The sequence below is a fragment of the Latilactobacillus parafuchuensis genome (assembly GCF_055271665.1).
Window position 1 is genome coordinate 476434 of sequence record NZ_CM143875.1, and the last position, 26217, is coordinate 502650.

At 41.7% G+C, this 26217-nt stretch carries 30 protein-coding genes, 1 other RNA gene, 1 riboswitch and 1 other annotated feature; of the genes, 2 read left to right on the plus strand and 29 right to left on the minus strand.

The features are described from left to right. Positions 1 to 2: 2 nt before the first annotated feature. The 3 genes from rimI to ACVPPQ_RS02670 all read right to left on the minus strand — a co-directional run bounded on the left by rimI (position 3) and on the right by ACVPPQ_RS02670 (position 1942). A complete protein-coding gene (gene rimI / locus ACVPPQ_RS02660; protein ID WP_025082737.1) occupies positions 3 to 554 on the minus strand; it encodes a ribosomal protein S18-alanine N-acetyltransferase in 552 nt (183 codons plus the stop codon). Next, on the minus strand, positions 538 to 1263 hold the full coding sequence (tsaB, locus tag ACVPPQ_RS02665) for a tRNA (adenosine(37)-N6)-threonylcarbamoyltransferase complex dimerization subunit type 1 TsaB (protein WP_463495528.1): 726 nt from the start codon (positions 1261 to 1263) through the stop codon (positions 538 to 540). The genes rimI and tsaB overlap by 17 nt, the downstream gene beginning before the upstream one ends. 148 nt (positions 1264 to 1411) lie before the next feature. Beyond that, on the minus strand, positions 1412 to 1942 hold the full coding sequence (locus ACVPPQ_RS02670; RefSeq protein ID WP_025082735.1) for a folate family ECF transporter S component: 531 nt from the start codon (positions 1940 to 1942) through the stop codon (positions 1412 to 1414). A 40-nt stretch (positions 1943 to 1982) separates the two neighbouring features. Continuing rightward, a riboswitch (THF riboswitch) is annotated at positions 1983 to 2081 on the minus strand. Positions 2082 to 2228: 147 nt separating this feature from the next. Here ACVPPQ_RS02670 and ACVPPQ_RS02675 point away from each other — a divergent pair. Then, positions 2229 to 3203, plus strand: coding sequence for an asparaginase (locus tag ACVPPQ_RS02675; RefSeq protein WP_463495530.1), 975 nt, complete (start codon positions 2229 to 2231; stop codon positions 3201 to 3203). Between the two features lie 48 nt (positions 3204 to 3251). Here the strand turns inward: ACVPPQ_RS02675 and ACVPPQ_RS02680 are convergent, their stop codons facing one another. The 21 genes from ACVPPQ_RS02680 to rplJ all read right to left on the minus strand — a co-directional run bounded on the left by ACVPPQ_RS02680 (position 3252) and on the right by rplJ (position 21408). Then, complete coding sequence (locus tag ACVPPQ_RS02680) at positions 3252 to 3998, minus strand: acyl-[acyl-carrier-protein] thioesterase (RefSeq protein WP_463495532.1); 747 nt, start codon at positions 3996 to 3998, stop codon at positions 3252 to 3254. 9 nt (positions 3999 to 4007) lie between these two features. Continuing rightward, positions 4008 to 4886, minus strand: a complete 879-nt coding sequence (gene rsmI / locus ACVPPQ_RS02685; RefSeq protein WP_463495534.1) for a 16S rRNA (cytidine(1402)-2'-O)-methyltransferase — start codon at positions 4884 to 4886, stop codon at positions 4008 to 4010. A 69-nt stretch (positions 4887 to 4955) separates the two neighbouring features. After that, positions 4956 to 5303, minus strand: a complete 348-nt coding sequence (locus ACVPPQ_RS02690; RefSeq protein ID WP_463495536.1) for a DNA replication initiation control protein YabA — start codon at positions 5301 to 5303, stop codon at positions 4956 to 4958. Positions 5304 to 5329: 26 nt separating this feature from the next. Beyond that, the gene (locus tag ACVPPQ_RS02695) at positions 5330 to 6118 is read right to left on the minus strand and encodes a PSP1 domain-containing protein (RefSeq protein WP_463495538.1); all 789 of its coding nucleotides are present in this window, start codon (positions 6116 to 6118) and stop codon (positions 5330 to 5332) included. A gap of 17 nt (positions 6119 to 6135) precedes the next feature. After that, on the minus strand, positions 6136 to 7122 hold the full coding sequence (gene holB / locus ACVPPQ_RS02700) for a DNA polymerase III subunit delta' (protein ID WP_463495540.1): 987 nt from the start codon (positions 7120 to 7122) through the stop codon (positions 6136 to 6138). 3 nt (positions 7123 to 7125) lie between these two features. Beyond that, complete coding sequence (locus tag ACVPPQ_RS02705; protein ID WP_463495541.1) at positions 7126 to 7455, minus strand: cyclic-di-AMP receptor; 330 nt, start codon at positions 7453 to 7455, stop codon at positions 7126 to 7128. A 14-nt stretch (positions 7456 to 7469) separates the two neighbouring features. After that, positions 7470 to 8114 (minus strand): dTMP kinase, encoded by a 645-nt coding sequence (gene tmk, locus ACVPPQ_RS02710; RefSeq protein ID WP_463495543.1) that lies wholly within the window; start codon positions 8112 to 8114, stop codon positions 7470 to 7472. Between the two features lie 485 nt (positions 8115 to 8599). Next, positions 8600 to 8854, minus strand: coding sequence for a YaaL family protein (locus tag ACVPPQ_RS02715; protein ID WP_463495545.1), 255 nt, complete (start codon positions 8852 to 8854; stop codon positions 8600 to 8602). A gap of 16 nt (positions 8855 to 8870) precedes the next feature. Beyond that, entirely contained in the window at positions 8871 to 9467 is a 597-nt protein-coding gene (gene recR, locus ACVPPQ_RS02720) for a recombination mediator RecR (protein WP_463495547.1), read from the minus strand. A 21-nt stretch (positions 9468 to 9488) separates the two neighbouring features. Further along, positions 9489 to 9797 (minus strand): YbaB/EbfC family nucleoid-associated protein, encoded by a 309-nt coding sequence (locus ACVPPQ_RS02725; protein WP_254680676.1) that lies wholly within the window; start codon positions 9795 to 9797, stop codon positions 9489 to 9491. Positions 9798 to 9822: 25 nt separating this feature from the next. Beyond that, on the minus strand, positions 9823 to 11544 hold the full coding sequence (dnaX, locus tag ACVPPQ_RS02730; RefSeq protein WP_463495549.1) for a DNA polymerase III subunit gamma/tau: 1722 nt from the start codon (positions 11542 to 11544) through the stop codon (positions 9823 to 9825). Between the two features lie 143 nt (positions 11545 to 11687). Then, positions 11688 to 11774, minus strand: an RNA gene (gene ffs, locus ACVPPQ_RS02735) — signal recognition particle sRNA small type. A 28-nt stretch (positions 11775 to 11802) separates the two neighbouring features. Then, complete coding sequence (tadA, locus tag ACVPPQ_RS02740) at positions 11803 to 12306, minus strand: tRNA adenosine(34) deaminase TadA (protein ID WP_463495551.1); 504 nt, start codon at positions 12304 to 12306, stop codon at positions 11803 to 11805. Between the two features lie 515 nt (positions 12307 to 12821). Further along, positions 12822 to 13166 (minus strand): hypothetical protein, encoded by a 345-nt coding sequence (locus ACVPPQ_RS02745; protein ID WP_463495553.1) that lies wholly within the window; start codon positions 13164 to 13166, stop codon positions 12822 to 12824. A 67-nt stretch (positions 13167 to 13233) separates the two neighbouring features. Then, a complete protein-coding gene (locus ACVPPQ_RS02750) occupies positions 13234 to 13845 on the minus strand; it encodes a class I SAM-dependent methyltransferase (RefSeq protein ID WP_463495555.1) in 612 nt (203 codons plus the stop codon). A gap of 10 nt (positions 13846 to 13855) precedes the next feature. After that, a complete protein-coding gene (gene mprF, locus ACVPPQ_RS02755; RefSeq protein WP_463495557.1) occupies positions 13856 to 16480 on the minus strand; it encodes a bifunctional lysylphosphatidylglycerol flippase/synthetase MprF in 2625 nt (874 codons plus the stop codon). Positions 16481 to 16835: 355 nt separating this feature from the next. Continuing rightward, on the minus strand, positions 16836 to 17945 hold the full coding sequence (locus tag ACVPPQ_RS02760; protein ID WP_463495558.1) for a hypothetical protein: 1110 nt from the start codon (positions 17943 to 17945) through the stop codon (positions 16836 to 16838). After that, complete coding sequence (locus ACVPPQ_RS02765) at positions 17938 to 18639, minus strand: ABC transporter ATP-binding protein (RefSeq protein ID WP_463495560.1); 702 nt, start codon at positions 18637 to 18639, stop codon at positions 17938 to 17940. The genes ACVPPQ_RS02760 and ACVPPQ_RS02765 overlap by 8 nt, the downstream gene beginning before the upstream one ends. Then, positions 18629 to 19870 carry a hypothetical protein gene (locus ACVPPQ_RS02770; RefSeq protein WP_463495561.1) on the minus strand — a complete coding sequence of 414 codons (1242 nt, stop codon included), beginning with the start codon at positions 19868 to 19870 and terminating at the stop codon, positions 18629 to 18631. The genes ACVPPQ_RS02765 and ACVPPQ_RS02770 overlap by 11 nt, the downstream gene beginning before the upstream one ends. A 617-nt stretch (positions 19871 to 20487) precedes the next feature. Further along, positions 20488 to 20853, minus strand: a complete 366-nt coding sequence (gene rplL / locus ACVPPQ_RS02775) for a 50S ribosomal protein L7/L12 (RefSeq protein WP_025082720.1) — start codon at positions 20851 to 20853, stop codon at positions 20488 to 20490. A 51-nt stretch (positions 20854 to 20904) separates the two neighbouring features. Further along, the gene (gene rplJ, locus ACVPPQ_RS02780; RefSeq protein WP_025082719.1) at positions 20905 to 21408 is read right to left on the minus strand and encodes a 50S ribosomal protein L10; all 504 of its coding nucleotides are present in this window, start codon (positions 21406 to 21408) and stop codon (positions 20905 to 20907) included. Positions 21409 to 21454: 46 nt separating this feature from the next. Beyond that, positions 21455 to 21572, minus strand: a sequence feature (ribosomal protein L10 leader region). Positions 21573 to 21733: 161 nt separating this feature from the next. Here rplJ and ACVPPQ_RS02785 point away from each other — a divergent pair. Continuing rightward, positions 21734 to 22918 carry an acetate/propionate family kinase gene (locus tag ACVPPQ_RS02785; RefSeq protein WP_463495563.1) on the plus strand — a complete coding sequence of 395 codons (1185 nt, stop codon included), beginning with the start codon at positions 21734 to 21736 and terminating at the stop codon, positions 22916 to 22918. Between the two features lie 77 nt (positions 22919 to 22995). Here ACVPPQ_RS02785 and rplA read toward each other — a convergent pair whose 3' ends face one another. The 5 genes from rplA to secE all read right to left on the minus strand — a co-directional run bounded on the left by rplA (position 22996) and on the right by secE (position 26211). Further along, entirely contained in the window at positions 22996 to 23685 is a 690-nt protein-coding gene (gene rplA, locus ACVPPQ_RS02790) for a 50S ribosomal protein L1 (protein ID WP_025082717.1), read from the minus strand. Between the two features lie 106 nt (positions 23686 to 23791). After that, entirely contained in the window at positions 23792 to 24217 is a 426-nt protein-coding gene (gene rplK, locus ACVPPQ_RS02795) for a 50S ribosomal protein L11 (protein WP_254680682.1), read from the minus strand. A 116-nt stretch (positions 24218 to 24333) separates the two neighbouring features. Then, entirely contained in the window at positions 24334 to 25200 is an 867-nt protein-coding gene (locus ACVPPQ_RS02800; RefSeq protein ID WP_413476232.1) for an alpha/beta fold hydrolase, read from the minus strand. A gap of 192 nt (positions 25201 to 25392) precedes the next feature. Continuing rightward, positions 25393 to 25941 carry a transcription termination/antitermination protein NusG gene (gene nusG, locus ACVPPQ_RS02805; RefSeq protein WP_463495564.1) on the minus strand — a complete coding sequence of 183 codons (549 nt, stop codon included), beginning with the start codon at positions 25939 to 25941 and terminating at the stop codon, positions 25393 to 25395. A gap of 99 nt (positions 25942 to 26040) precedes the next feature. After that, positions 26041 to 26211, minus strand: coding sequence for a preprotein translocase subunit SecE (gene secE, locus ACVPPQ_RS02810; protein ID WP_199190592.1), 171 nt, complete (start codon positions 26209 to 26211; stop codon positions 26041 to 26043). Positions 26212 to 26217 lie beyond the last annotated feature (6 nt).

Here is a 26217-nt window from a genome sequence, read left to right on the forward strand (position 1 = left end):
AATTACCCCTGCTGACTTAATAAACGACACATACTGAATGCATCCTCTTTTTCTTGAATATAATAATTACGCCGCGTCCGGACGACCTTAAAACCCATCCGTTGATAGACCGATTGGGCGCCTTCATTACTAGCCCGCACTTCTAACGTAATTTTTTGACTTGGATAGTCACGCGCAAGTTGCACCATCTTATGCACTAAGAAGTGGCCAATCCCGCGCCGTTGATAACTCGGCCGAACCGCAATGTTGGTGATGTGCGCTTCATTCGCTGAAAACCAGGCACCAATAAACGCGACCACTTCAGAGCCTTGACACAACACTAAATAAATTGACGTTCGCCGTTTATTCAGTTCACTGGCAAACGCCCACCGGTCCCACGGGGTTTTCCCCGCATAGACGGCACGTTCAATCTCAATTAATGCTGGAATATCACTTTGTTCCGCCCGCGCTAAATAAAAGGATTGCGCATCGATTTCAACTTGCTCCGTGGTATACGGCAATTCCCGTTTCAACCAAACTCGTGGTTGTAAATAAACTTTAAACTTGTTCCACATAGGCTTGAGATCCTTGATCGACATGGGTCTTAGCCCAATTAACTTCTGCTTCAGTTTTTCGTAAATAGTGGGGTCCAAATCCGTGAATATCACTGACGGGTGTCGCGGTTAACCCTAACTGGCCTAAAACAGCGGCGTGGGGTAAATTCTGATTCGCACCAACAAAATGCGCCTGACTCCCCAAAGTCGTTTGAATGATTGCTTTAAACGTCGCAACATCATTACCGACGAAGTAGACCGGTTCTTTTAATAATGCCAATTGTGCCAACAAATCGCTTAATGCCACGTGTTGATCAGTAACCACATTTTGGAGTCTGCCCTGTTGCCATTGGTAAACACCGGCAAAGACGTTCTCGCGGCGCGCATCAAACAACGGCACGATTAAATCGGTCCGATCCGTGACATTGCCTGCCAATAACGCTAAGCTGGACAATCCAACGAGTTCTTTTTGTAACGTCCACGCTAACGATTTAGCGGTTGTGACCGCAATCCGCAAGCCAGTGTAAGACCCAGGGCCTTGCGCCACAACAAACCGATCAATAGTTTCAATCGACGTCTTGGTTTGTTTTAATAATTGATCAATCATTGGTAACAACGTTTGACTGTGGGTTTGGCGAATATTGACCGTCATTTCGCCTAATATTTGTTGGTCTTCTAACAGTGCCACACTCACTGCTTGGTTAGCGGTATCCATTGCCAATAACTTCATCGTGTCATCCTTCTTCTGCTTATAATCCTTGTAATTTTAGCATAAATCGCGGATTAAATCGACTCGTGCCTGGCCACTACGCCATTAAAAAAGCCCCACCAAAGTTAATTGATAAGGCTGATACGTTATCTTAAACAAATTTTGTGACTTACAATCGTTCTTTGAGTCGGACAACTGGTTCGAAATGCATGACAGCATACAATATAATCGGATGAACGATTAACGTCACAATTTCACCGATTGCACGCGCCCCTAGGTGGTATGTGATTGGTGTGTGACTTAAGATCGCCACCCACCATGAATTGAGAAATAGATTAACGAATAACACCACGGTCAACACCGCTAGAATCACACGTAACCACGTAATCTTTTGTCGATAGAAATAACAACCGTAGATAAAGGCGCCTAAAAACGCCGATAACGTGAACCCTGGAAAATAGCCACCAGGCACGCCGATCATTAGACTATTGATTAAATCGCCAACAACGGCGGCTAATCCGGCCCATAACGGTCCAAACCACCAGCCCATTAAGGCGGTCACGATAAAGCCAAAACTAATTCTGAAAATCACTAGTGGAATTGCAAACCGGGCTAATACCAGTTGCAAAGCCACTAAAATCGCTAGTAAAACAACACGTCTGGTGTCTAGCTTGCCACCTAAAGTCTGACTATTGAACATAAAAAAAGCATCTCCTTTTTGGAGTTGCCACAAATAATACTGCGGCGAATGCGGGACCAAAACCGCAAGCATTACTGCTTTTCGTCTGACGTTCACATTCCGTTCCATCAGCACTTAACGCTTTAGTCCCTACCCCGAATCTTTTAGAACGGATTAAATGTACCACGTTTTTTAATTTGACACAATTGAAGTGGCTTAATTCTCATCATCTCGTCATTCTTTTACATTCAATATTTGCTATACTGAAAGAATAAGCAAGTTCGAATCAGAAAGGTGACTGGTTTTAATGAAAAAAATTCTCGTATTACACACTGGTGGCACAATCGCGATGTCTGCTGATCAAGATGGCGCGGTTGCCCCAACTGGTCAAAATCCAATGGCCGGTTTCGAAAAATTATTTGATAACCAACTCACTATCATCAGCGAAGAATTCGCGAATCTACCGTCACCACACATTACGCCAGCCGTCATGTTGTCCCTCCAAAAACGAATCCAACAAGCCGAAGCTAAAGGTATCGATGGTATCGTGGTGACTCACGGTACCGATACACTAGAAGAAACGGCCTATTTCTTAGACTTAACCTTACCGAATTCAATTCCGGTCGTGGTCACTGGTGCGATGCGTTCTTCCAATGAAATCGGTTCTGACGGCCTACATAATCTGATTAGCGCCGTTTGGACGGCCGCTTCCGATGATGCCCGCGATAAAGGGGTGCTGGTTGTGATGAACGATGAAATTCACACGGCCCGTTACGTGACCAAGACACACACTACGAACGTCGCTACTTTTAGAACACCCACTTTTGGACCATTAGGGTTTGTCAGCAAACACGCAGCCAACTTTTTCCAAGAGCTAATTCGTTCTGAAATCTGCGATATTGATCATTTAGTTGAACCCGTCTTTCTATTAAAAGCTTACGCTGGTATGGACGCTACCTTATTCGATGGACTTAACCAACCAACAACTAAAGGCATCGTGATTGAAGCGCTCGGCGCCGGTAATTTACCACCCGCTACCTTACCTGCGGTCCAACGCTTGCTGGATCAAAACATACCAGTTGTTTTAGTTTCTCGCTGTTTTAACGGCGTGGCTGAAGATGTTTACGATTATCAAGGCGGTGGGATTCAACTCAAGAAGATGGGCGTCACTTTCTGCCAAGGTCTCAACGGTCCTAAAGCCCGTCTCAAACTACAAGTTGGCCTCAGCGCTGGTAAAACTGGCACTGATTTAACGAATTTTGTCAGTAACGCGGTCTCATAAAATACAAAAAAACTTATCCCGAATTTTCAGGATAAGTTTTTTTGTGTTTTAACGTGGTTGCCACGTAATCATCGCTTCAGCAGCGCTTAAATCGTCAACGGCCACTTTATGCCGCGTCGTAATCGCTGCTTCTTCGGTCACCTGTTGGACTAAACTTTGCGTCATTTGACCGTATTGAATCTCATGGCCATACCGAATATCAACGCTCGCCACTCGGTGATCCATCAAGAAATCGTAATCAAGCGCGTCCAACATCCATTCGAAATAATGGACGTTGTTGACGTGTTGATTACCATCGATATCAAAATAGCGCACTCGGTAGGCTTTCGACGTTGCTAAAGCGTGATCGACTTTTTGAATCCGGGGGAATCGTTTACTGCCCTTCATTTCGGTCGATTCAAACGGCGCCATAATTGCAGGCACCACCGCCACCATTTTACGGGTTTCATAGGACATCATCACAAAAATACTTTGCACGGCGACACATTGATTGCCCGCTTCATCGTAAAGCCAGAAATTACGATAACAGAAATATTTATTATAACTTTCCGCTTCCGTTACAATTTTAACCGTTTCATCAACCCGCGGCATCCGGGTAATATCGAGATGGTATTGGGTCACGACCCAACCTAGGTTCAAGCTGTGCATCGTCGCTTCACCGACGTTTAAGTTAATTAATTGATGTTCCGATGCCAATATTAAAATATTAACGAGTGACGCTAGTGTTAATTCGCCTTTAATATCCGTTTCAAAATACGGAATTTTATATGTTTCTGAATATTGCTTGCCTGACATTCGAACCCTCTATTCTGTTAATTCGTGATATTCATTATAGACGACTTGCTTCTTTAAATCGTTGGCTTTGGCAACCGTCTTGATCGCCATATTGGGACTCGCTCCCTGTTGAATCTGCGCTTCTACTTGTTCGGCTAACGATAAAGTCACCGTTTCTTGAACGGCCGTCATCGCTTGTGGGTCTGGATTACCGGCAACGATAATCACAAATTCGCCCCGTACTTCAGTTGTGGTTGCCCAATCGAGGACTTCTTGTAATGTCCCGCGAATGAATTCTTCAAACTTCTTGGTGATTTCACGACACAGTGTGACTTGCCGCTCGGGTTCAAAATCAACGATTAACGCTTGGAGCGTCTTCTTCAACCGGTGTGGTGCTTCATAAAAAATCGTGGTTTCGGGTTTTAACGCTAATTGCGTGACGGTTTCCGTTAACTCTTTCCCTTTACGCGGCAAGAAACCAAAGAACGTGAATGGCTGTGGAAGCACGCCAGAAGCGATTAAACCGGTTAACCCGGCGTTGGCGCCTGGTAGTGGCACAACCGCGATATTGGCCTCAATACAGGCCTTAACGAGCTCATGGCCCGGATCACTAATAGATGGCATTCCCGCATCACTGACTTGGGCAACATCATCGCCATTTTCCAATTTAACAAGCAACTCATCAATCCGTTGTTGCGTATTGTGTTCATGGAAACTAATTTGTTTCGTTTCAATTTCAAAATGATTCAATAATTTTTGCGTATTGCGCGTATCTTCAGCCGCAATCAATTGGACAGCTTTCAACGTTTCAACCGCCCGATACGTCATATCCCCTAAATTACCAATCGGGGTCGGCACTAAGTATAATTTACCGGTTGTGGTTGTTTTAAAACTCGATTGTGTTTGCATTTTGTTATCCCTTCAACGTTCTAATAGAAAAACAGGCCAAAAAACGTGCTGTCTTTTGCCCTGTCACTATTAATCACTCGTTCGTTCACCATAAATCACATCGTTACAAAAAGCGCATGGTTCGTTGTTCTCGCGTCGTGACCCGTAAAAATAGGGACAGATGTGAAAACCTTCTTCATACAAATTCTGTAGATTTTGCTTCGATTTGGACAAGCCGTGCGTACTTTCCTTAGCAGCGGCCGTCGTCGGTTGCAATTCTTGTAAATGTTCGCGCAAGTGTTTATTCTCAATCTCTAATTCGACATTCTCTTCAAGAACTTGAGAGAGCACTTCCTTCATTTCCGTAATGCCATCAAACGTTAACTTGGCCTGTTGTTCAATCGTCAATAAGCGTTCATATATATCGGTTTTACTCAACGTCGATACCCTCCCATTAATGGCTACTAAGCTAATTTTTGTACTTCAGTCGCGGCGTAGACCGTTGCGACCTGATGACTATCCAATCTAATCTTAAGCATCTGACTCAATAAATTCAAGCCAACGACCTTACCAACCCCGTCCGCGGTTTGGACCCGCGCGCCAATATCAGGTAGGGCTTTTTTATACGCCACGTAAGTCTCATCTTCGTATTGTAAACAACACATCAACCGACCACACAACCCGGAAATCTTAACCGGATTTAACGATAAGCTTTGATTTTTAGCCATCTTAATCGAAACTGGAATAAAATCACCTAAAAAAGTATGACAACATAATTGGCGTCCGCACGGTCCAATGCCACCTAATATCTTGGCTTCATCCCGGACACCGACTTGGCGTAGTTCAATTCTAGTTTTAAATTGGCGCGCCAGTTCGCGGACCAATTCGCGAAAATCAACCCGCTTAGCCGCCGTGAAATTAAAAATCAGTTTATGCCGGTCTAACGTATAGAAGGTTGAAATTAATTTCATCTCTAATTGCGCATCAGCGATTGCTTTTTTGGCAAAGCGCAACGCTGGTTCAGCCAGTGCTTGATTGGCCTGTTGCCGTTCTAAATCAGTCTTGGTCACTGAACGAATAATGGTTGCTTGATTATTATTATTTTCCGTTTCAGTCAATTCCTGTTTAATCGTCGCAATTTCTTGATGTTCCGCAGTTTGAACAACCACTTGGGCCCCAACAGCATAACTTGCCGCCGCAACGACAATCCCCATTTGATTGTTCGTTATAAAACTGACTTGATAACTTTTCATTCCTAATCAATCCCCCATTATCCGATTAGCTTTAACGTTAGACTTTCTAAAACATTTTGACAACTAATATTTTGCGTCAACGCGCGTTGTGCCGCTAGAACTGCCTGAACTTGGCTCACTAATTGGGTTACCGTCATATTCTGACTAATTGACTGTAGTTGTGGCTGTGACGATTCGAAGCACAATTCGTCCGTTAACCCGTAGCGTATATTCAACAAATCTTGGAACCATAAGCCGATTAAGGTTAACCCGCGCGTTTGTTGTTGCCGATCGGCTAACAACGGTAATAGTTGTGTCTGGACTAAAACAAAACTCTCTAAATCTTGTTGGGCCACTTTCTGCGCCCAATTCGTTAATTTACTCGTGGTTTGTGTTAACCAATCATCTGTTAACATTTCTTGTGCTTCGGCTAAATCACTCGTCAGATGCGCTAATAGTTGCGCGGTGGCTGGTAAAATTCCCGCAGCTTCAAATTGTTTTTTGACCATCGCCAACGGTAACGCCGGTAAATCAATGACTTGTAATCGCGATAAAATGGTCGGTAGAATTAAATTTTTATTTTGTGTACATAATAAGGCGTAGACGTTGGGTGCCGGCTCTTCTAAGAACTTCAATAAGCTATTAGCGGCACTGGCGGTCAAGGTTTCAGCCGCTTCAATGATAAAAATCCGTTGACTAGATTCCATCCCACTTTTAGCGACTTCACTTTTAAGATAGCGAATATCAGCGACTTTAATACTTTGACCTTCCGGTTGAATCACAACCACATCCGGGTGATTACCGGTGATGATTCGTTGACATTCAGCACATTGGCGACAAGGTTGTCCCTCTGGTGTCAGCGCATGACAAAAGAGTCGTAACGCTAGCCATTGTGCTAATTGTACTTTACCAACACCCTGTGCACCCGCCAATAAATAACCGTGTGCCAATTGGCCGTGCGCAATGACCTGGGTCAGTTGGCTGATTAACTTCGGTTGCATTTGATTAATGGTTAACTGCGTCATCGCTTAGAATTGGTGGAACTGTTCAATCGGCATCACAAAGACGGTTGCGCCGCCCACTTGAACTTCGATTGGATATGACATTGAGCTATCCATTGTCGCGTCCATGTTGACTGGTGGTGTCATGAATTGTTCCCGTGCTTGGCACGTTTCTTCAATAATTTTTAAAGCTTCAGGGACCCGTTCATCTTCAATCCCAACAATAAAAGTGGTATTGCCAGATTTCAAGAAACCACCCGTTGTTGATAACTTAGTGGCCCGAATATTGGCATCAATTAATTCACTACTTAATAGATTGCTATCTTTATCTTGCACAATTGCGAGTAATAATTTCATCATAATACCTCCTATTATTCTTCAAAAAGCGTCGGATAATGTTGTTTTAAAACCGTCAAGCATTGCGCCACAACCGCTTCAAATGAAGCCGTCGCATCAATGGTTTGAATCCGTTTGGGCTCAGCCTGTGCGAGTTTTAAATAAGCTTGACGGACCTTCTGATGAAAGGCCAACTTCTCTTGGTCTAGCCGGTCATATTGCGTTTGGCGATGTTGCTTAATGCGGGCAATTCCCACTTCTGAAGGTACATCGAGATACAACGTTAAATCTGGCGTTAGCCCGTCGGTTGCGAATAGGTTCATTTGTGCAACCGCCGTTTCACCAATCGAACGGCCCGCACCTTGATAGGCAATTGAGCTATCCACAAACCGATCACAAATCACAATTTGGTCTGCTGCTAGTGCCGGTTGAATCTTTTCAACGATGTGTTGCCGCCGCGCTGCTGCGTATAACAGAGCCTCCGTCCGATCATCCATCGCTGTATTGGCCACGTCTAAAATCACTTGACGAATCTTTTCTGAAATTGGATTGCCACCCGGTTCACGCGTGACGACAATTTCTTTCGAACTCATTTCGCGTAAAATCGGTACAACGGCTTCTAACACACTGGTTTTGCCAGCCCCATCAGGACCTTCAAACGTAATAAATTGACCTGCCACAAAACAACCTTCTTCATCAATAGTCTTATCTATATTTTACTTGATTGTGCCCACAAGGTAAAGGCAAGTCATCAATTGAATATTATTGTGGCTTAAAAAATCCCTCAATTATCTTAAACTCAAGATAACTGAGGGATTTTCTATTAATGCTCAAAGCCTGACCGACTTGAATCAACACTCAGGTCATAACGTGCCAACGCCCACTGATTCCTGTGCTTAGCGACGTTTCATAGACAAGTCCATAGACCGGACTTATTCACGAAACTAGGCTAATGCTCTGAAGCTACCGTGAGTTTCAGACACTTCGATCTTAACGTGCTTTTGAGTTACAACAACTTCCGCAACTCAACGCACTTATCTAATAACGTGCTAACTCAAGCAGACCTTTCCGCCTAACTACAAAATTGCCCATATGATTAAAGTTCAAATCATACGGGCAATTTTTAGGTTATGCTCAAGATCAAACCGCTTGTGTGAGCACTTCTTTATTTAAAAATATTCCGGTTTGCGACCTCTTTGGAGACCACTTCACCCGCAACTTTACGTCGGCGCGCTTGGCGGAATAGAAATTCAAATTTAGCCTGTTGCAATTTGCTTTCCATTTCCAAAGTTCGATCCAATCCACGAACGTTTTCCTGTGTTTTTTGCGCCAACTGCCATTGATCTTTGACTTTAAAAACCAAATCAAGGAGTGCTTGATCGCCTTGTTCTTTTAACGTTGGTTTTCGCTTTCCAAACATCCCAATCCCACCGTTTCTATATTTCTTGTCGGCCTTCAACCGCTTTTAAAAGCGTCATTTCATCGGCGTATTCAATATCACTGCCGACCGCTAAACCATGGGCTAAGCGCGTTACTTTAATACCAGCCGGTTTAATCAGCCGTGAAATGTACATCGCCGTTGCTTCACCTTCTGGGGTCGCATTGGTGGCAATGATTACTTCTTTCGCTGGTGTTTTTTGAAGTCGTTTAATCAGATTCGCAATATTGATGTCGTCGGGTCCCTTGCCTTCAATCGGCGATAAGACCCCGTGTAAGACGTGATAAAGTCCGTGATAATCGTTCATGCGTTCCATCGACATCACGTCTTTAGGTTGTTCGACAACCAGAATCATATCTTGACTCCGCGTTGTATCGCGACAAATTTCACACGGATCATCATCAGTAATATTGCCACACACGCTGCAATAATGTAAATCACGCCGCGCCGAAATTAGATTTTTGGCAAAATTAGTCACGTCGTCTTCATTCATGTCAATCGTATAAAAAGCGAGCCGTGTCGCTGTTTTACTGCCAATCCCCGGTAATTTCATGTAACTTTCAATTAACTTTGCAATTGGTTCTGGATATTGCATCTGTGCACTTCCTTATTAAGGCTAGAGTGGGAGACCTTTAGTAAACTTACCCATTTTTGCTTGGGTTTGTTGGTCGATATTACCCATGGCTTCATTGACCGCCATGATGATTAAATCTTGTAACATATCGGGATCTTCAGGGTCCATGGCTTCTGGCTTAATCGCGATATCCTTCATCTTCTTGTCACCCGTCATCGTTACAACGACCATGTCATCAGAGGCTTGACCAACAAATTCAGTGCTATTTAATGCTTCTTGCGTTTGGCCCATTTCCTTTTGCATCTTTTGCATTTGTTTCATCATACCTTGCATATTACCCATTCCACGCATATTAAAACTTCCCTTCAATTTTTAATTAATCTGGTTGAACGACAACCGCTTCGCCAAATAAATCCTGTGCTTTTTGGACGACTTCAGCTGTTTGTGGTTCTGCTGGTGCTTGGCCGGCTTCAGCCGGTGTTGATTCACCATCGCTGGTCACGTCATGATTTTGGAGATATTCTTGTCGAATATCCGGCCAAGAATCATGCGGGACTAAAACGACTTTAAACGGATTACCCGTCAAGCGGTTTAAACCACTTTCTAACGTCGTTAATAATTCTTGATCATTGTTCGCCCGTTCAAATAAAATCGCGTAGTTGAACGCCACAACGACCCCACCTTGACTCGCTGCAACGGGTTCTGAAACCTTCATCACGGCGCGTTTAGTGACGTTTAACATGTTTAATAGATCCGGCCAAACTTCTTTCAGTTGTTCTAAGTTCGCACGGGTGGCGTCCGCCAACACCGGATAAATCGCTTGGCGGTTGATTTTTTTACTGATTTTCTTAGCCGGTTTGGCTTTAGGTTGCACTGGTGCTGCCGGTTCATTGGCCGTTAGTTGGGCAACCGTTGCTTGTAACTGTGCTAATTCTTTTTGTAACGCGCTGACTTCTGCTGAATCAGCCGACGCAACCGTTGTGGCCGGCGCTGGAACCTGATTGGCAGTCGCCGGTTGGGGTTGCGTTAAACGCACCGTTGCAACTTCTAAATAAATTTCGGGATGGTTGGTAAAGCGCAGTTGCTGTTGCGTTTCATTCAACACATCAATCACCGCGTATAATCGTTCGGCTGGCAATTGCGTACTGAGCGTTTTAAAATGCGCATCCAACAAGTCCATTTCGTTTGCGAGAACTAATTCGGGTGCTTGTTGATACAACAACAAATCGCGACTATATTCGATTAAATCTTCAATAAACCGTTGGGCATCTTTACCTTCTGCCAAAATCTGTTGCAATAAGGCCAACGCTTGTTTAGTGTCACTATCTTGAATCGTTTGCACGTAATCGGCCAACATTGATTCGGTTAAACTCCCCGTCACGTCTAAGGCGTTTTCGAGGGTCACGTGATTATCGCTAAAGGATAACACTTGATCGAGAATACTGAGCGCATCCCGCATTCCGCCTTCAGCCGCTTTCGCAATCACTTTTAAGGCTGCGGGATCATAGGTCATCACTTTTTGGTCCAAGATGTAGGCCATTCGTTTGAATAAATCCGCTGCCGTGATTCGTCTAAAGTTAAACCGTTGCGTCCGCGAAATAATCGTGGCTGGTACCTTGTGAACTTCAGTCGTCGCTAAAATAAAGACGACATTGGCGGGTGGTTCTTCCAAAGTTTTCAATAACGCGTTAAACGCACCAGTGGATAACATGTGGACTTCATCAATGATGTAAATTTTATAATCCGCTTGGGTCGGCGCATATTTCGCTTTATCCCGAATATCACGAATCTCTTCGACCCCGTTATTCGAAGCCGCATCAATTTCAATCACGTCGTTCAACGTCCCCATCGTAATCGCCTGACAAGTCGCACATTGATTGCACGGTTCGCCATCTTTTTGATGATGACAATTAATCGCCTTGGCAAAAATCTTAGCCGCCGACGTTTTCCCGGTTCCGCGTGGTCCTGTGAATAAATAAGCGTGACTCGTTTGTTGGGTCATAATCGCGTTTTTCAACGTTTGGGTCATCGTTTCCTGCCCAATCACATCGTCAAAACGTTGTGGTCGCCAAACACGATATAAAGCTTGATAGCTCATTTAATTGCCTCCACCCTTTTAAAATATGACAGCTACGCCGTTTAAAAACTACTTGTTCTATTTTAGCATATTTTAGCGGTTTTTTAAGACCCAATGCACTAAAAAAGGATTAAGTCGTTAGACCTAATCCTGGTTAATTTTACAAAAACTTAAGACACATGATAAAACAAACTTAGTGCTGCTTTCTTCCGAACCTGACACGATTCGTAGGCTCATCATTGTCTCAAGGCCTTTCGGCAATTACTATTATAACTGATTTTACTTTGAATTACTAGCGTTTTTCTTTTTTAACCGTCTTTTGGCCCGAATCGCTTTAAAGAAAATCTGCAAGAGCGCCGCACATTCAGCTTCGCGAACCCCACCAGTGACCTGTGCCTGGTGGTTAAACCGCTTATCGGTCAGTAGATTCATTAACGTCCCAGTCACACCGGCCTTCGGATCGCTTGCGCCAAAATAAACATTGGGAATTCGGCTATTAATAATCGCCCCCGCACACATCGGACAGGGTTCCAACGTGACAAAAATTGCAGTTTCTTCTAAGCGCCAACTCTTGGCGACCATACACGCTTCTTGGATGGCGAGAATTTCGGCATGCAACGTTGCATCTTGGGCGTGTTCGCGAATATTATGCCCGCGACCGATAATTTCGCCATTGTGAACAATGATGGCCCCAATTGGCACTTCACCAATGATTCGTGCTTGGTTGGCTTCATCAATCGCCGCTTGCATAAACTGATCAATTTCGGTTTCAGTATACGCCATTCTGCATCACACCCTCTCAATTAGTCTACGTTCTATTTAACCATAACCGGTTTTAACCTGCAATTCAGCTTGCAAGATTAAAACAAAAATTAACCATTATCTAAAAAAGATAATGGTTAATTGGGGGCTTATGAGTTAGCAACTTCTTTTACGTGCTTCTCAAGTAGCCTTTTCCGGTTAACTACGAATCGACCAATTATCTTAAGCCCAAGATAACTGGTCGATTTCTGTTAATGCTCAGTTGCTAAGCGCAACTCACGGCGCTTCTTTTTTACGTGCTTCTCGAGCAATCTTCTCCGCCTAACGACGAAATGACAATCATGGTTAAGAACAACCATAATTGTCATTTCTAGGTTATGCTCGAAGATTAAACACTCGAATCAGCAACTTCTTTAACGCGCTAACTCAGCCAACTTCTTCCGTCTAGCTACAAATAAAGAACTGCGACCAAGACCGTCACAATTCCTTATTTTAGGCTATACTCAGAAGTTAATCGGCTGAGTCAGCACTTCGCTTTATAAATGTTCTTTTACTTTTGTTGCGTACGCTGTCAGGGTTTGTCGTAGATCATTGACCATTTCTGGAATATTATCGGTTTGTTCGCCTAATTTGTTTTTTAAGTCGTTTAACTTATCGGCCGCGCCTAACAAATTATTGACATCAGTATCCGACAATTGATCCACTAACGCTAATGCTTTTTGGTTGCCATGTAACTTCTCTTTGACAAAGCTTTTGACCGCTAAACGTTTCCGATAACGTTCAATTTTTTCAAATAATGCTTTGGAACCCACAAAAGCAGTTGTGGCACCAATCGCTGCTGTTGCGCCAACACCAATTAATATCTTATATCTGGTTTTCATCATATCGACCTCCTTGCTGATACCTTTATGATAGCATATTCAGCTCAGATTTACCTTGGAAATAGCTTTAAGCTTCCGTTAATTTTATGCTTTGTAAAATGTAATAGCCTTTATCCTTATGAATGATTTGGACGTTACCAAAAACAGTTTGCATCGTCTTTTTAGCGGATGGCGCGCCCTGCTTTTTTTGAATAACCACGTTCAATTCACCTTCTGGCAAAAGATGGTCAAAGGCCCCGGTTAAGATATTCTGAACGACTTCTTTACCCGCGCGAATCGGTGGATTGGTGTAAATTGCAGCGTATTGATCCGGCACATTTTGATATTCGGCCGATTCAAAAATCCGTACATTCTCGATTTGATTTAATTGACAGTTGGTTTGCGCTAAACCTAGTGCGCGTTCATTGACGTCGACCATATCAACCCGACGTTGTGGTGCTAGTTTGGCAATCGTCATCCCGATTGGACCGTAACCACAGCCCATATCTAGAACCGGACCATCTGGCACTTCCACTAAGTCAACCGCGTCTAATAAGACCCGTGACCCGTAATCCACGGTATTCTTTGAAAAGACGCCATTATCCGTTGTAAATTTAAAATTAAAGCCCCGTAATTCAAAATCCCAGTTTTTTTCAAAATGGGCTACTTCAGGATTCTTAGAGTAGTAATATTCAGTCATTGTTTTTGCCTCATTTATTTTTGATATCTGATAAATTACCAATCTGCACAGAGCGGATTAAATGGCCCACCAAACCATGTTGTTGCGGTTGATCAGTCACTTTTTGATTAACGACCAATAATATTTGTAACATGGTGAAAATCAACGAACTGCGTTTTTGATACGCAATGTATTTCGGTAACCACTTAGTCGTGTACTTCTGTTTATAGGTCCGCAACCCTTGGAAGCCGTAAAAATGATAACCATATTCGTAGATTAAATGGGCCAACCGTTCTTCAATAAAACTGAATTCTGAAGTCCCGACGTTCGCCAAAGGGGCCATGCCTAAATTAAAGTATTCGTAACCCGCCGCTTGTTTCTCTTGGAAAAGATTAATAAATATCTCATCCATTATACCAGATGGGGCCGATTTGCGGTGGCGCATTAAATCAATACTCGTTATGGTTTGCGTGCCAGTTGGCATTTCGTTGGCAAACGCCACGATTTGGCCGTCAGTATCGTAGACGACGGCAATGGGTGCTTTTTGTAAATAATCGGCATCGAAGAACCCTAATGAAAAGCCCTTCTCAGCGCGTCCGTCTAGCCAATCGTCCGAAACAGCTTTTAATTCCGCCAATAAATCAGTATCGAACGGTGGTTCTAAAACCTTGAATTGATAGCCTTCACGTTCAAATTTATTCATTAACGCACGTTCGGCCCGTCGTTTTTTACCCGTTAACGTAAAATCTGCCAACCGGACGTACCCTTCTTCACCAAACTTGATAAAGTCAAATCCAATTTCATGTAACTGTATCGTTAATTCAGCCGAAATTTCATAAAAAGCTAAATGACAATCGATTAAATCCGCTTCACGCATCAATTGTTCAATCGCCAATAAAATTTTATCCGGATTACCAATTGGTTCACCCATGATGATCAACCGATCCGCTTTCTTACGGTATAACAAGAAAACTTGATCTTCGCCATCTTCTTGATAGAAATAAACAGCTTTATCTTGTAGATAAGCCAGATGACTAACTTCATTGCCGCCAAACTGTTTAATCACCGCCTGAATCCGGGCTTCATCATACGGTGTTGCTAACGTAGACTGCCCGCCACGACTCAAATAACGGAAAACTAAGAATAAAGTCACCGCAGCGACTAACATTCCGATAAACCCGAGTAACCAGATGCGCTCAGACGGAAATAATAACGCCGTCGGAATCGGTTTATGCCGGTGTAAATGTGGTGAATTGGTAATCCCGACCAATGCGTAGAGGATAAAGGCCCCGGCAAACAAACTGCCATCAATCAAGCGATCGCTCCACGAAAATTCAAGCCGTTCACGATACAATTCGTGTTTCAATAAAACACTCGCCACTAATACGAGCACTAAGAAAACGGCGAGTTTGATTGAAAAATCACGCCAAAGTGTATTGATAATCGCAATCGTTAATAGCATCATCAACGGCCAATAAACTTTCTTGACCCGGTTGGCGACCCCACGGGCTAAACCTAACATCACAAACGCCACGATAATGTTGGTCACCCGATCTAAGAAAAAGAAGGTGTACGGATAAAGCCGACCAATCACCGAATTCGTGACTGCAAAATTAGGCACCGTTGCGACCACCAATAGAATAATACCGGAGAAATATAAAAAGAAAACGATGAAACGGTGTGCCATTTTTTGTAACATCTGCCGGGGGAGGCCTTGTAAATATTGATTCAACCGACTCCCCGCATCGTGGGTAAACAAGCCAACACCGACTAAGAACGGCATAATGTAATAGAAAATTCGGTAGAAGGACAACCAAACAACGGCGGTCGCATTACCGACCCCAATGGCACTTAACCCAAAGATCATGAATAAATCAAACGTCCCTAAACCACCGGGGACCATCGAAATCACGCCGATAATATTAGCAATCATGAATAATGGTAAGACTTGCAAGAAATTAATCGGCACTTCTAAGAACCAGCCGATGATTAAGAAGAAACTACCCGCAAAACCCCATTCGAAAAATGAACCCAACGTTAAGCGTAACACCCGTTGAATCGATAGATCGCTGAAAAAGCTCGCGTTCTTCAACCGAGTACTCATTAACAGGATCGGGAAATACAGCGCCCCACCGACTAACCATAACCAGTAAGTCGCGTATACCCGACCGATGCCAAATCCAAAGATTAAAATAAAACTAATTAAACACCAGATTGACAAGCCCGCTAATAAAAAGAGCGCAATTTTCGAAATGGCCATCAAAATTTCTTTTTGAGTCGCCTTTTTACCATAGAAATTGGCCCGGAGACTCGCCCCTAAAAAGCCCCCAAAGCCGGCGATATTCGTAAATGAATTGACGATCCACCCCGATTTCACTTGGTACCAAAACGAATAATCTTCTGGTAACAACTCACTAATCACAAAATCGTAATTGAGCATCGGTAAGACCGCGATGAACCCCAAAACTAACATCGCGATTAAGGTTAACGGACTTTGCGTCGTTAAACTTTGCCGGATTTGTTGGCCGTTTAAATCTCTAAAAATGCGACCGACTTCTAAGATAACGAATACTAACACCGATAAAATAAAAATCGCTTTTAACAACGTCAAATGTTTTTGAATTTTTTGATAAAATCGTTGACCCCAATTTTTCATCTCGAACTCCTTTTAGTAATGATTAGTTTCATTATAAGCGATTAAACTCAAAATCTCAGCTAAATGACAATTCTGTTAGTTAAATTCGCAATTAAGTTGATTGCAATCGATTTTCAACGCATCTATTTTATAACTGAAATATACTAGAGGTAATTAAAAAAGGCTTGCAATCACGCAAGTCCTTTTCAATACATTCGTCGGAAGAGTTTAAATTTATTTAGCTGGAACCCAAACGCCTAACCACTTTTGAGTGGCATTATTATATTGGCGCATATATAATCGCCACTTCATTATATATCGATATTCTTTTACAACCACTTACCGTTCCTTTAAACTTCACGGTACTTTGGAATTTTCAACGTTGTCTCTTAATCGAATAATTATTTAAAACTAGTCTTAGGGCAACGAGCATAATAAAAATGCCAAAATTGGCACCTAAAAAGGCCTTAACCGGTATGACCTCTGGCAAATACAGCTGTTTACAAACTTGCCATAACGGATTATAAGTCACATGAAGCTGCGGTATTAGAGTCATCGCCAACACGCCAATCATGTTTAACGCAATTCGCAAGTTAAGTTGTTTAACAAAAATGGTTATTAAATTATTGATTAATGTCACCAAAATGGCAATAGGAATAGCCGCTAAAATCAACTGTCCCGCTTGTCGAGTAAGTGATAAGTTTTTAGCTAATGAATACTGCCAAGTAATTTGTTCCGGCGAGTTGTATAATTGGCACACAATCGCGCCTAGTATCCCAGTGATTAACAATAAAATACCGAACAGTACCATATTAACTAAAAGATTGGCATATAAAATATAATGGCGATTGCCGGTCCCCAACAATAATAGTCGTCCTGTTCCTGAATCAAAATCTTCACGCCAGGTCCAATTTAATACCAATATTAATAAGGCCATCACAATCGGATTAACAAACACCGTCAATAAGAGTGTTAAAAAGCCTGCTGTTGATAAAGAATAATTGTCGATCATGATTGTTTGACCACTTTTTTCCAAAAAATTATCCCGTTTTAACATCTGTTTAATTGATTGCTTATTAAGTTGCAAGTATTTGTCAGCTTCATTCGAACTAATTTTATTCATACCCTGCGCTTCAATCAAGATTTTACGATGATAATGGCGAAAATTAATTTCATTTTTAGTTTGCTTAGCCTTCTTGGCTTGAACCAGATCCACTAGCAGTTGCTCCTTTAGCTTCACTAATGACCAATAATCTGCTTGTTCTTCGTTAATCTTCACCGGTTTGGCTGGTACATTTTGTAGTTCTTGCGCTAAAAATTCACTTTGTTTGTCTAATTTCAAGATTATTTTTTCATTGGCTTGATTAATTTGTTGGGTCGTTATTGTTAACATTAATCCGACGAGCCCTAAGGCAATTCCCAGTACAACTAATAAAAAATGCCGTCGATGCATCCGAATCAGATTTAATCGTATCATTTCAGTCATGCCATAACTCACCTCGTCGATAAAGTTCAGCATACCGTTTTTCAGCACTCACCAAATGTTCCTCTAAGAAAAGACCGGTATCTGTTTTGAAGATAATTTTTTCCGTCACTTTAGATAGCTCATCAAGATTATGAGACGATACCACAACTAACTTATGCCGCTTATTCAATGATTTAAGCAGTTCACGAATAACAATTACACTGTCGGGATCAAGTCCATTTAAAGGCTCATCCATCAAAATCACTTGAGCATTCGGCAAAAGTCCTAATGCAATTAACAATCGTTGTTGTTGCCCTAGAGAAAGGTTTTTGATGGGGCGGTCAATGAACGAAGTCAACTCCAATAATTGACAAGTGTGTACTACTTTGTCAGCCAATACTTGGTGTTGGCTACTAACGAAATTTAAATGGTCACGCCCAGTTAAATATGGATAAAGAACTGAATTATCTTGAATATAGGAAATCTGTTTAAAAACCACATCTGGTGTTAATACAGCATCATTGAATGTTATTATGCCTTGCTTCGGTTTCAGTAAACCTGTAATCAAATTAAAAAGTGTTGTTTTGCCAGCACCGTTGGGTCCAACTAGTCCATAGACACCATCAGCAACTAAATTTAAGTTGGTTTCTTGGTAAATTATTTTCTTATGAAATGAAAAAGTTAAATCTGCTATCTTTAGCTCATTATCGACCATAACGTTTCCTTTCCGTTCGTAAATTCCAGAGTAGTGGGATTGTTAATAAAACAACTGCCCCTAGAACCAATATCAAGATGACTTCATTAAATAATGGTGTCGTCGTACGATTAAGATAATTTAAATAACCCGTCGTCAGCCAATCAAAATTTAAAAATCGCACTTGTGTTTTAATATCAGCCGAAAAAACAAAATAGCTTAATGGTAATAACGCCATAATAATTACTGAAGCAATTTTATTTCTGACGACATAATTAACAAGAATCGTTAAAGCACTATTTAGTAATACTAGCGCAATACTAAAAAAGGTGAACTTTAATAAATAATCTGATAATGGTTTAAACATAATTTGAAATGGCGCAAAATAATTAGCATCATCATTTGCTGTCAGCCAGAAATAATGCGTCTTGATATTCGAGCCTATTTGCCAATTCTGAACCGGATACTGCAAGCTGCCTAATCCAGAACGAAACTTTGCATAAATAAGAAATAGCATCGTTGCCACTGATAATAAAACAACCGAGCTCAAAAAATGAATCAAAAACTTGCTAACAATAATTTTAGATGTTTTAACACCGTTTAAATTTAACCAGGAAATATAATTGGTTTTATGGTCCCATTCCATACTGAATATATCACCAAAAAAGATATTTATAATGGTTAATAAAATAAATATCCCAGCAGTTTTAGCCCAAAACCAAATTTGTTCGAACCCCTTTGTATAATAACGTTTAGTTAAATCAGAAAAATTACTTAAACCATCGTTGGAAAGACTATTAGTTGTTTCTGTTTTAGGATTGGTTAAAATTGTTAACGGCATTATCCCTGAAAGCTGGTATTTCTTGATATATTGAAGCTCTTTTCTAGTGGCTTCTACTTCACCAGCATGGAGATTGGTCATCAAGAAATCCCCAGAGTAGTTAAGCCAAGGACTCCGTAAGTTCATCGTCTTATTAGCGAGTACCTGAGCTTGATGACCATCATCCACCTTAAGAGCATTATACGCATCTCTACGAAGCTGTAGCTGTATTTGACTTTCTTTAGTATCAGCAGGTGTAGTGGCTTGATAAATAGTTAGATAGTCTCTAAAATCATTGATACCTTTCGTCAAATGTTGATTACGTGCATAAATTGAAATTTCTAGTGAGCTGATCATTAATAAAAGTAACAGCAACAAACAATTCGTTAACCGTTGTTGACGAAATAATTTTCGTAGTTCGAATTTTATCATTTATATCCCTCTAAAAAAAGATCCCCCTAATCCATAAGATTAATAGACTAAAGGAAACAACTAATTTAGAAATACATTTCATTTTTAATTAATAATTATCGGTAATAACCCATATAAGTTGCATTACCGATATAGACAACTCTGTAAAGCTTTTTTGTATCTTTAAAACCAAAATCGGTATATTTTCTTCTTTCGAATATTGATTTGTAGTTGCCGCAACAACCGGTGAAACGTTACCTAAACCCAGTGCAAAAATGCCACTAAATACTAATCCTAAGAATTTTATTTTTCATAATATCTTTCTTGTGAAATGTATCTCTATATCTTCATCATATGCTGTAAAAAAGTAATGTCAACATTACTTTAAACTTTATATATTTTTTAACGTAATTACGCCATTATCTAAATTAACGTCCACTATGAAGCGCTTAGTACAAACCTTAGTTGGCCATTTATATGTAACTGACTTATAAAAGTGTATTTTTATGTTCAATATTTTATCATGCTTCCTATTCCCGAAAAGAGTTACGTTCACTAAATAAAACATTATTATATTGATTTTCAACGCACAAAAAAAAGAACCGAGCGAATGCCCGATTCTTTTTGATTAACTTAAATTACTTTAAGTTAACTACAGCGCCAACTGCTTCTAACTTAGCTTTCATTTCTTCAGCATCGTCTTTAGAAACATCTTCTTTAAGAGCTGAAGGAGCGTTATCAACTAAGCCCTTAGCATCTTTCAAGCCTAAGCCTGTGATTTCACGAACGGCTTTGATAACTTTAACCTTTTCTTGGCCGATTTCTGATAATTCAACAGTAAAGCTGTCTTTTTCAGCTGCTGCGTCTGCACCAGCTGCTGCTGCTGCTACTGGAGCTGCTGCAGAAACACCGAATTCTTCTTCGATTGCTTTAACTAAGTCACTTAATTCTAAGATTGATGATTCTTTTAATTGATCAACAATTGCATTTACGTCTAATGCCATTTTTGTTTCCTCCATTTTTTGGGTAATTTTTGGTGTTACAAGACTGCAAAATTATGCAGCTGGTTCGTCTTTACTGTCAGCAACAGCTTTAACAGCATATGCGACATTGCGGACTGGTGCTTGTAATACAGAAAGTAACATTGATAATAAACCGTCGCGACTTGGCAATTTAGACAAGGCGTCGATTTCATCAAGAGTAGCTACTTTACCTTCGATCATGCCGCCTTTGATTTCAAGTGCTTCTGCACCTTTAGCAAATTCAGCAATAATCTTAGCTGGTGCAACAACATCTTCGTTAGAAAATGCAACTGCAGTAGGGCCAGAGAATGTTTCATCTAAACCTTCATAACCAGCTTTGTCAGCTGCACGACGCAAGTAAGTGTTTTTAACAACTTCCATTTGTACGCCAGCTTCACGCAATTGTTTACGTAATTCAGTCACTTGTTCTACTGTTAAACCACGGTAATCCATGACAACGATAGAAACAGCACTATTGAATTTTTCAAGAACTGCGTCAACAACTTGGGCTTTTTGTGCGATGATTGTTTCGCTCAATTGATTCACCTCCATTAGATTTTTAAAGCTTGTGGTCAAGAGTTTCTTAAATAAATAAAAAACTCCATGTCCACCAAGACATAGAGAGGGATTTCAACGTATCTTCCTCGGCAGGATATTAAGCCTTGCGGCACCTGAGTCTTCGGTAGCATAAATAACCAAATACAAATATACCATTGATTATCGCCAACGTCAACCACTATCAATGATTAAATCCCCGATATTTTATCATTATACTAATATCACATTCTGCTTATTTTATTTTTCTGAAAAGACAGTATAATATTAAGTAGAATCATGAAAATAAATCAAGAGGTGTTTCAATTTGAAAAATATCTTAGTCATTAACGCTGGTAGCTCATCTTTAAAGTGGCAACTTTTCCAGCACACTAACTTAACCATGATTGCCAGTGGCGTCATGGAACGGATGCAGACACCCGAAGCGCGTTTTACATTCAAGTATCAAGGTCAAAAAGAACAAACGAAAATCGCTAATCTTTCTTATGAGGACGGGGTCAACCGCTTGTTAGCAACACTCCAAGCCAACGCTATTATCCAAAGTCCTAGCGATATCATCGCTGTTGGTCACCGCGTAGTCGCGGGCGCGACGACCTTCGAGGCGCCAACGCTAATCACCCCAGAAAACTTGTCCACGCTAAAGGCGTTGGGTAAATACGCCCCACTCCACAACCCAGTTCAAGTCGACTGCATCGAAACCTTAATGCACGTCTTACCGGATCAAACTCCGCAAATTGCGGTCTTTGATAGCCAATTCTATCTCGACATGCCCGCAGCAACGAGTTATTACGGTTTACCTTATGAAGACAGTCAAAAATACCAAATCCGTAAATACGGTGAACACGGTATTAGTCATGAATACATTCTCCACGAAACAGCGCGTTTCCTCCAAAAAGAGGTCGCAGATTTGAAATTGATTACGTTGCATTTAGGTGGTGGCTCTTCCATTACTGCTAGTCAAAATGGGCATCCAGTGGACACTTCGATGGGTTTTACCCCACTTGAAGGCTTACCAATGGGCACGCGCGCTGGTTCATTAGACGCGGCGATTGTGCCCTTCTTGATGACCGAACGCCATCAAAGCGCTGAAGAAATTATCAATCGACTCAATACGCAATCTGGGATTCTAGGCGTCTCTGGTATCTCCGCCGATATGCGCGATATCCAAGCCGCCGTCACCACCAATCCGCGCGCTAAGCTCGCTTATGAGATGTTCATCACGTCAGCCGCTAAATTCATCGGTAGTTATTACGTTGAGATGGGTGGCACCGACGTCATCACCTTCACAGCCGGTATCGGCGAAAACGACGCCGTCACGCGCGCTGATATCTGTGCCAAGTTAGCCGTTTTAGGCGTTCAGCTTGACGAGGACCGCAATCTGAACGGCCACGGTCCACGCGTCATCAGTACCGATGATTCAGCGATTCAAGTCCTGATGTTGCCGACTAATGAAGAATTAGCGATTGCTAAACACGTTAAAGCTAAACTGTAATCCAACTCGTTTCGTTTTTAAATCTCCACACAAAAAAAGCACCCACCTAAGTGGATGCTTTTTTAATTGATTGCTAATTAGAAACTAGCAATATCAACTTTAACACCAGGGCCAAATGTTGAGCTTACTGATAAGCTTGTAATATATTGACCTTTAGCTGATGCAGGACGTGCTTTAACAATCACGTCTTGCATTGTTTTAAAGTTTTCTACTAATTTAGCAGCATCAAATGATACTTTACCGATTGGTGCGTGAACGATACCGGCTTTATCAACACGGTATGCCACTTGTCCAGCTTTAATGTCGTTAACAGCTTTCGTAACGTCCATTGTAACTGTACCAGTCTTAGGGTTAGGCATTAAGCCTTTAGGTCCTAGGACACGGCCTAAACGACCAACTTGAGCCATCATAGGTGGTGTTGCAACTGCAACATCAAAATCTAACCAGCCGCCTTGGATTTTTTCAACTAAATCTTCTGCGCCAACGATTTCAGCACCAGCAGCTTCAGCTTGTTTTGCTTGTTCGCCTTGAGCGAAAACAATCACGCGTTGTGTCTTACCTGTACCATTTGGTAGTACGACAGCACCACGAATTTGTTGATCAGCTTGTTTAGGATCAACGTTTAAACGATATGCAACTTCGATAGATGCATCAAATTTTGCAAAATCAGCTTTCTTTACTAAATCAACTGCTTCTTCAACAGTATATGTCTTAGTAGCGTCAACTAATTTTACAGCTTCTAAATAATTTTTACCTTTTTTAGCCATTAGGGTTTTCCTCCTTGCAATTGTGGTGAACGGTTTTTGACCTCCCACTTGATTTTTCAACTTTCATTGAAAATCCGACTGAAAGTGTCAAAGTATGGTTTTTTAATTAGCCTTCAACAGTGAAGCCCATACTTCTAGCAGTACCTTCAACCATGCGCATAGCAGCTGGAACATCTGCAGCGTTTAGGTCTTGCATTTTAGTTTCAGCGATTTCTTGCACTTGAGCTTTAGTTACCGTAGCAACCTTCTTAGTGTTTGGTTCGCCAGAACCTTTTTCAACACCTGCAGCTTTTTTCAATAAAACTGCAGCTGGTGGAGTTTTCGTTACAAAGTCAAATGAACGATCCTCGTATACAGAGATAACAACTGGGATTAATAACCCAACTTGATCAGCTGTCCGAGCATTAAAGTCCTTTGTAAAGCCCATAATATTGATACCGGCTTGACCCAATGCTGGACCTACTGGTGGTGCTGGAGTTGCTTTACCTGCAGGAATTTGAAGTTTAACGATGTTTGTTATTTTTTTAGCCACGAAACATACCTCCTTAAGTCCGTGATGTGGTTAAGATGGCCCTTATATTTGGCCTCCCACTAATGTATGAAAACATACTAGAACACTATACCAAGCCATCACTCAAAAAGCAAGCTTTATTCGTGATGACGGGTCCATAAAAAATCGCAAATGGCTTGATCGACTAATCGATTCTCGTGCAACATACTGTGCGCACCCCCCGGCCCTCGGACTAACATTTCTTGGTAGGCTGCCACCCGATCTTTCAGTAGGCTGCGGAGCGCAAAACTACTATCGACCGCGACGGAACCGTCATGCCGATTAGTCCCTAATAATTCACCCGCGATATTCAAAATCGCTAAATCAGTTGGAAACTGGGTCACCCGTTGCGCTAAATACTGATAGTTCTTCGTTTTACGAATGGGTCCTCGTTGGGTTAACTCACTCCAAAAAATACGTTCCGTATCGGGCCCAATCGACGGATCGTTGACCGGGGCTGCCATCAAAATGACCTGCTGGACGGGGATGACTTGAGGGACTAACAGATAACGCAAAACCGTAATCGCGCCCATCGAATGACCGACTAAATTAACGGCTTCAACATCGTAATCCGCTTGTAAGGTGGCCACAATCTGTTGTAACCAACCGACTTGAACTTGGACGTCAGCGTGATTATTAGCAAACAAGACCTGAATCGTCGGGTTGACCGCACTTAAGCGTGACAGACCGCTAAAGGTTAATTCCCCACGTTTCGACACTTTGACGACCAATGTCTTTTTGGCCAGCCCCACTTTTTGAAGCCGGCCTAATAAATGACCGAACGAATAACGATTGCCCCGATAACCATGAATAAATAGCGTCGGGATTGTCGTGTATTGCGCTAATTTAGGCTGCCACCAATGTTGCACATGGCCGACTCGGTGGTAATCCCACCCCGTGATTAAGACGCCTAGCCCCACTAGACTCCCTAATGAAATTAAAATACCGATGATAGATTGCCACATATGAGCACACTCTCGATTCAAAAAATAGTAGCTGTGCCATCACACGGTTATCAATTGCGGACCAGGTCTGAAAAATAACCTATCCCGAATTGAGGATAGGCTATTTTTTTAATTTGGCGAAAATTGATGCGTGACGTCACGCGTTATAGAAAAGCAACCATCCTATTATCAAAAGATGGGCACATCTATGTTTTAGACTAATTCGTCAACTTGATCGTAATCGAGTTCAGTGGCTGTTTCGCGACCGAACATATCGATATTGACCTTTAATTTCATCTTTTCATCATCAACTTCAGTGATTTTACCGACTAAACCGGAGAAAGCACCTTCGATAATTTTAACGGAATCATCAACTTTGAATTCAACATCCAAATGACGCGTGCTCATCCCTAATTGACGTAAAATTTGGGTAATTTCTTCGTCTAATAATGGGGCTGGTTTACTACCGGCACCGTGTGAACCAACGAACCCAGTGACACCAGGTGTATTCCGCACAACGAACCAAGCTTCATCTGACATGACCATTTCGACTAACACGTAACCGGGGAAAGTCTTCTTCATATCAACTTTGTCTTTACCGTTCTTGATTTCATGTTCTTCTTCTTCAGGAACCACAACACGAAAGACGTTATTTTCCATGCCCATTGATTGCGCACGTGATTCTAGATTTTGTTTCACTTTATTTTCGTAACCTGAATAGGTATGTAGGACATACCAGCTTTTTTCGATTGATTCAACCATGTTTGTTCTCCTTTTAAATACCAAAATAAAAAAACTTCGACCACGCGAAGTTTTTTTGCTTGCCATCAGTATAGCAAATCCAGCTTAAATTAGCTAGTTTTAAAAAATAAATAATTGTAATAGTTCCAAAATAACCAAGTCAATCACGCCAAAGAAAATAGCGTATAAAACTGACGTCATGATGACGGTTGATGAATCTTTACGTGTCTGTTTGGCGTCTGGCCAAGCGACGATTTTCATTTCTGCTACAACGCTTTTAATGAACTTAATCATGCT

Excerpts from the sequence above, each read along its gene's own strand:
- ACVPPQ_RS02675 (WP_463495530.1), top strand. The coding sequence starts at position 2,229 with ATGAAAAAAATTCTCGTATTACACACTGGTGGCACAATCGCGATGTCT.
- recR (WP_463495547.1), bottom strand. The coding sequence starts at position 9,467 with ATGCAATATCCAGAACCAATTGCAAAGTTAATTGAAAGTTACATGAAA.
- rimI (WP_025082737.1), bottom strand. The coding sequence starts at position 554 with ATGTGGAACAAGTTTAAAGTTTATTTACAACCACGAGTTTGGTTGAAA.
- ACVPPQ_RS02750 (WP_463495555.1), bottom strand. The coding sequence starts at position 13,845 with ATGACTGAATATTACTACTCTAAGAATCCTGAAGTAGCCCATTTTGAA.
- nusG (WP_463495564.1), bottom strand. The coding sequence starts at position 25,941 with ATGGTTGAATCAATCGAAAAAAGCTGGTATGTCCTACATACCTATTCA.
- ACVPPQ_RS02765 (WP_463495560.1), bottom strand. The coding sequence starts at position 18,639 with ATGGTCGATAATGAGCTAAAGATAGCAGATTTAACTTTTTCATTTCAT.
- rplL (WP_025082720.1), bottom strand. The coding sequence starts at position 20,853 with ATGGCATTAGACGTAAATGCAATTGTTGATCAATTAAAAGAATCATCA.
- mprF (WP_463495557.1), bottom strand. The coding sequence starts at position 16,480 with ATGAAAAATTGGGGTCAACGATTTTATCAAAAAATTCAAAAACATTTG.
- tadA (WP_463495551.1), bottom strand. The coding sequence starts at position 12,306 with ATGGCGTATACTGAAACCGAAATTGATCAGTTTATGCAAGCGGCGATT.
- dnaX (WP_463495549.1), bottom strand. The coding sequence starts at position 11,544 with ATGAGCTATCAAGCTTTATATCGTGTTTGGCGACCACAACGTTTTGAC.
- ACVPPQ_RS02695 (WP_463495538.1), bottom strand. The coding sequence starts at position 6,118 with ATGAAAAGTTATCAAGTCAGTTTTATAACGAACAATCAAATGGGGATT.
- ACVPPQ_RS02760 (WP_463495558.1), bottom strand. The coding sequence starts at position 17,945 with ATGACTGAAATGATACGATTAAATCTGATTCGGATGCATCGACGGCAT.
- rsmI (WP_463495534.1), bottom strand. The coding sequence starts at position 4,886 with ATGCAAACACAATCGAGTTTTAAAACAACCACAACCGGTAAATTATAC.
- ACVPPQ_RS02745 (WP_463495553.1), bottom strand. The coding sequence starts at position 13,166 with ATGAAAACCAGATATAAGATATTAATTGGTGTTGGCGCAACAGCAGCG.
- rplA (WP_025082717.1), bottom strand. The coding sequence starts at position 23,685 with ATGGCTAAAAAAGGTAAAAATTATTTAGAAGCTGTAAAATTAGTTGAC.
- tsaB (WP_463495528.1), bottom strand. The coding sequence starts at position 1,263 with ATGAAGTTATTGGCAATGGATACCGCTAACCAAGCAGTGAGTGTGGCA.
- ACVPPQ_RS02725 (WP_254680676.1), bottom strand. The coding sequence starts at position 9,797 with ATGCGTGGAATGGGTAATATGCAAGGTATGATGAAACAAATGCAAAAG.
- holB (WP_463495540.1), bottom strand. The coding sequence starts at position 7,122 with ATGACGCAGTTAACCATTAATCAAATGCAACCGAAGTTAATCAGCCAA.
- ACVPPQ_RS02770 (WP_463495561.1), bottom strand. The coding sequence starts at position 19,870 with ATGATAAAATTCGAACTACGAAAATTATTTCGTCAACAACGGTTAACG.
- ACVPPQ_RS02705 (WP_463495541.1), bottom strand. The coding sequence starts at position 7,455 with ATGAAATTATTACTCGCAATTGTGCAAGATAAAGATAGCAATCTATTA.
- ACVPPQ_RS02800 (WP_413476232.1), bottom strand. The coding sequence starts at position 25,200 with ATGTGGCAATCTATCATCGGTATTTTAATTTCATTAGGGAGTCTAGTG.
- ACVPPQ_RS02715 (WP_463495545.1), bottom strand. The coding sequence starts at position 8,854 with ATGTTTGGAAAGCGAAAACCAACGTTAAAAGAACAAGGCGATCAAGCA.
- ACVPPQ_RS02670 (WP_025082735.1), bottom strand. The coding sequence starts at position 1,942 with ATGTTCAATAGTCAGACTTTAGGTGGCAAGCTAGACACCAGACGTGTT.
- ACVPPQ_RS02680 (WP_463495532.1), bottom strand. The coding sequence starts at position 3,998 with ATGTCAGGCAAGCAATATTCAGAAACATATAAAATTCCGTATTTTGAA.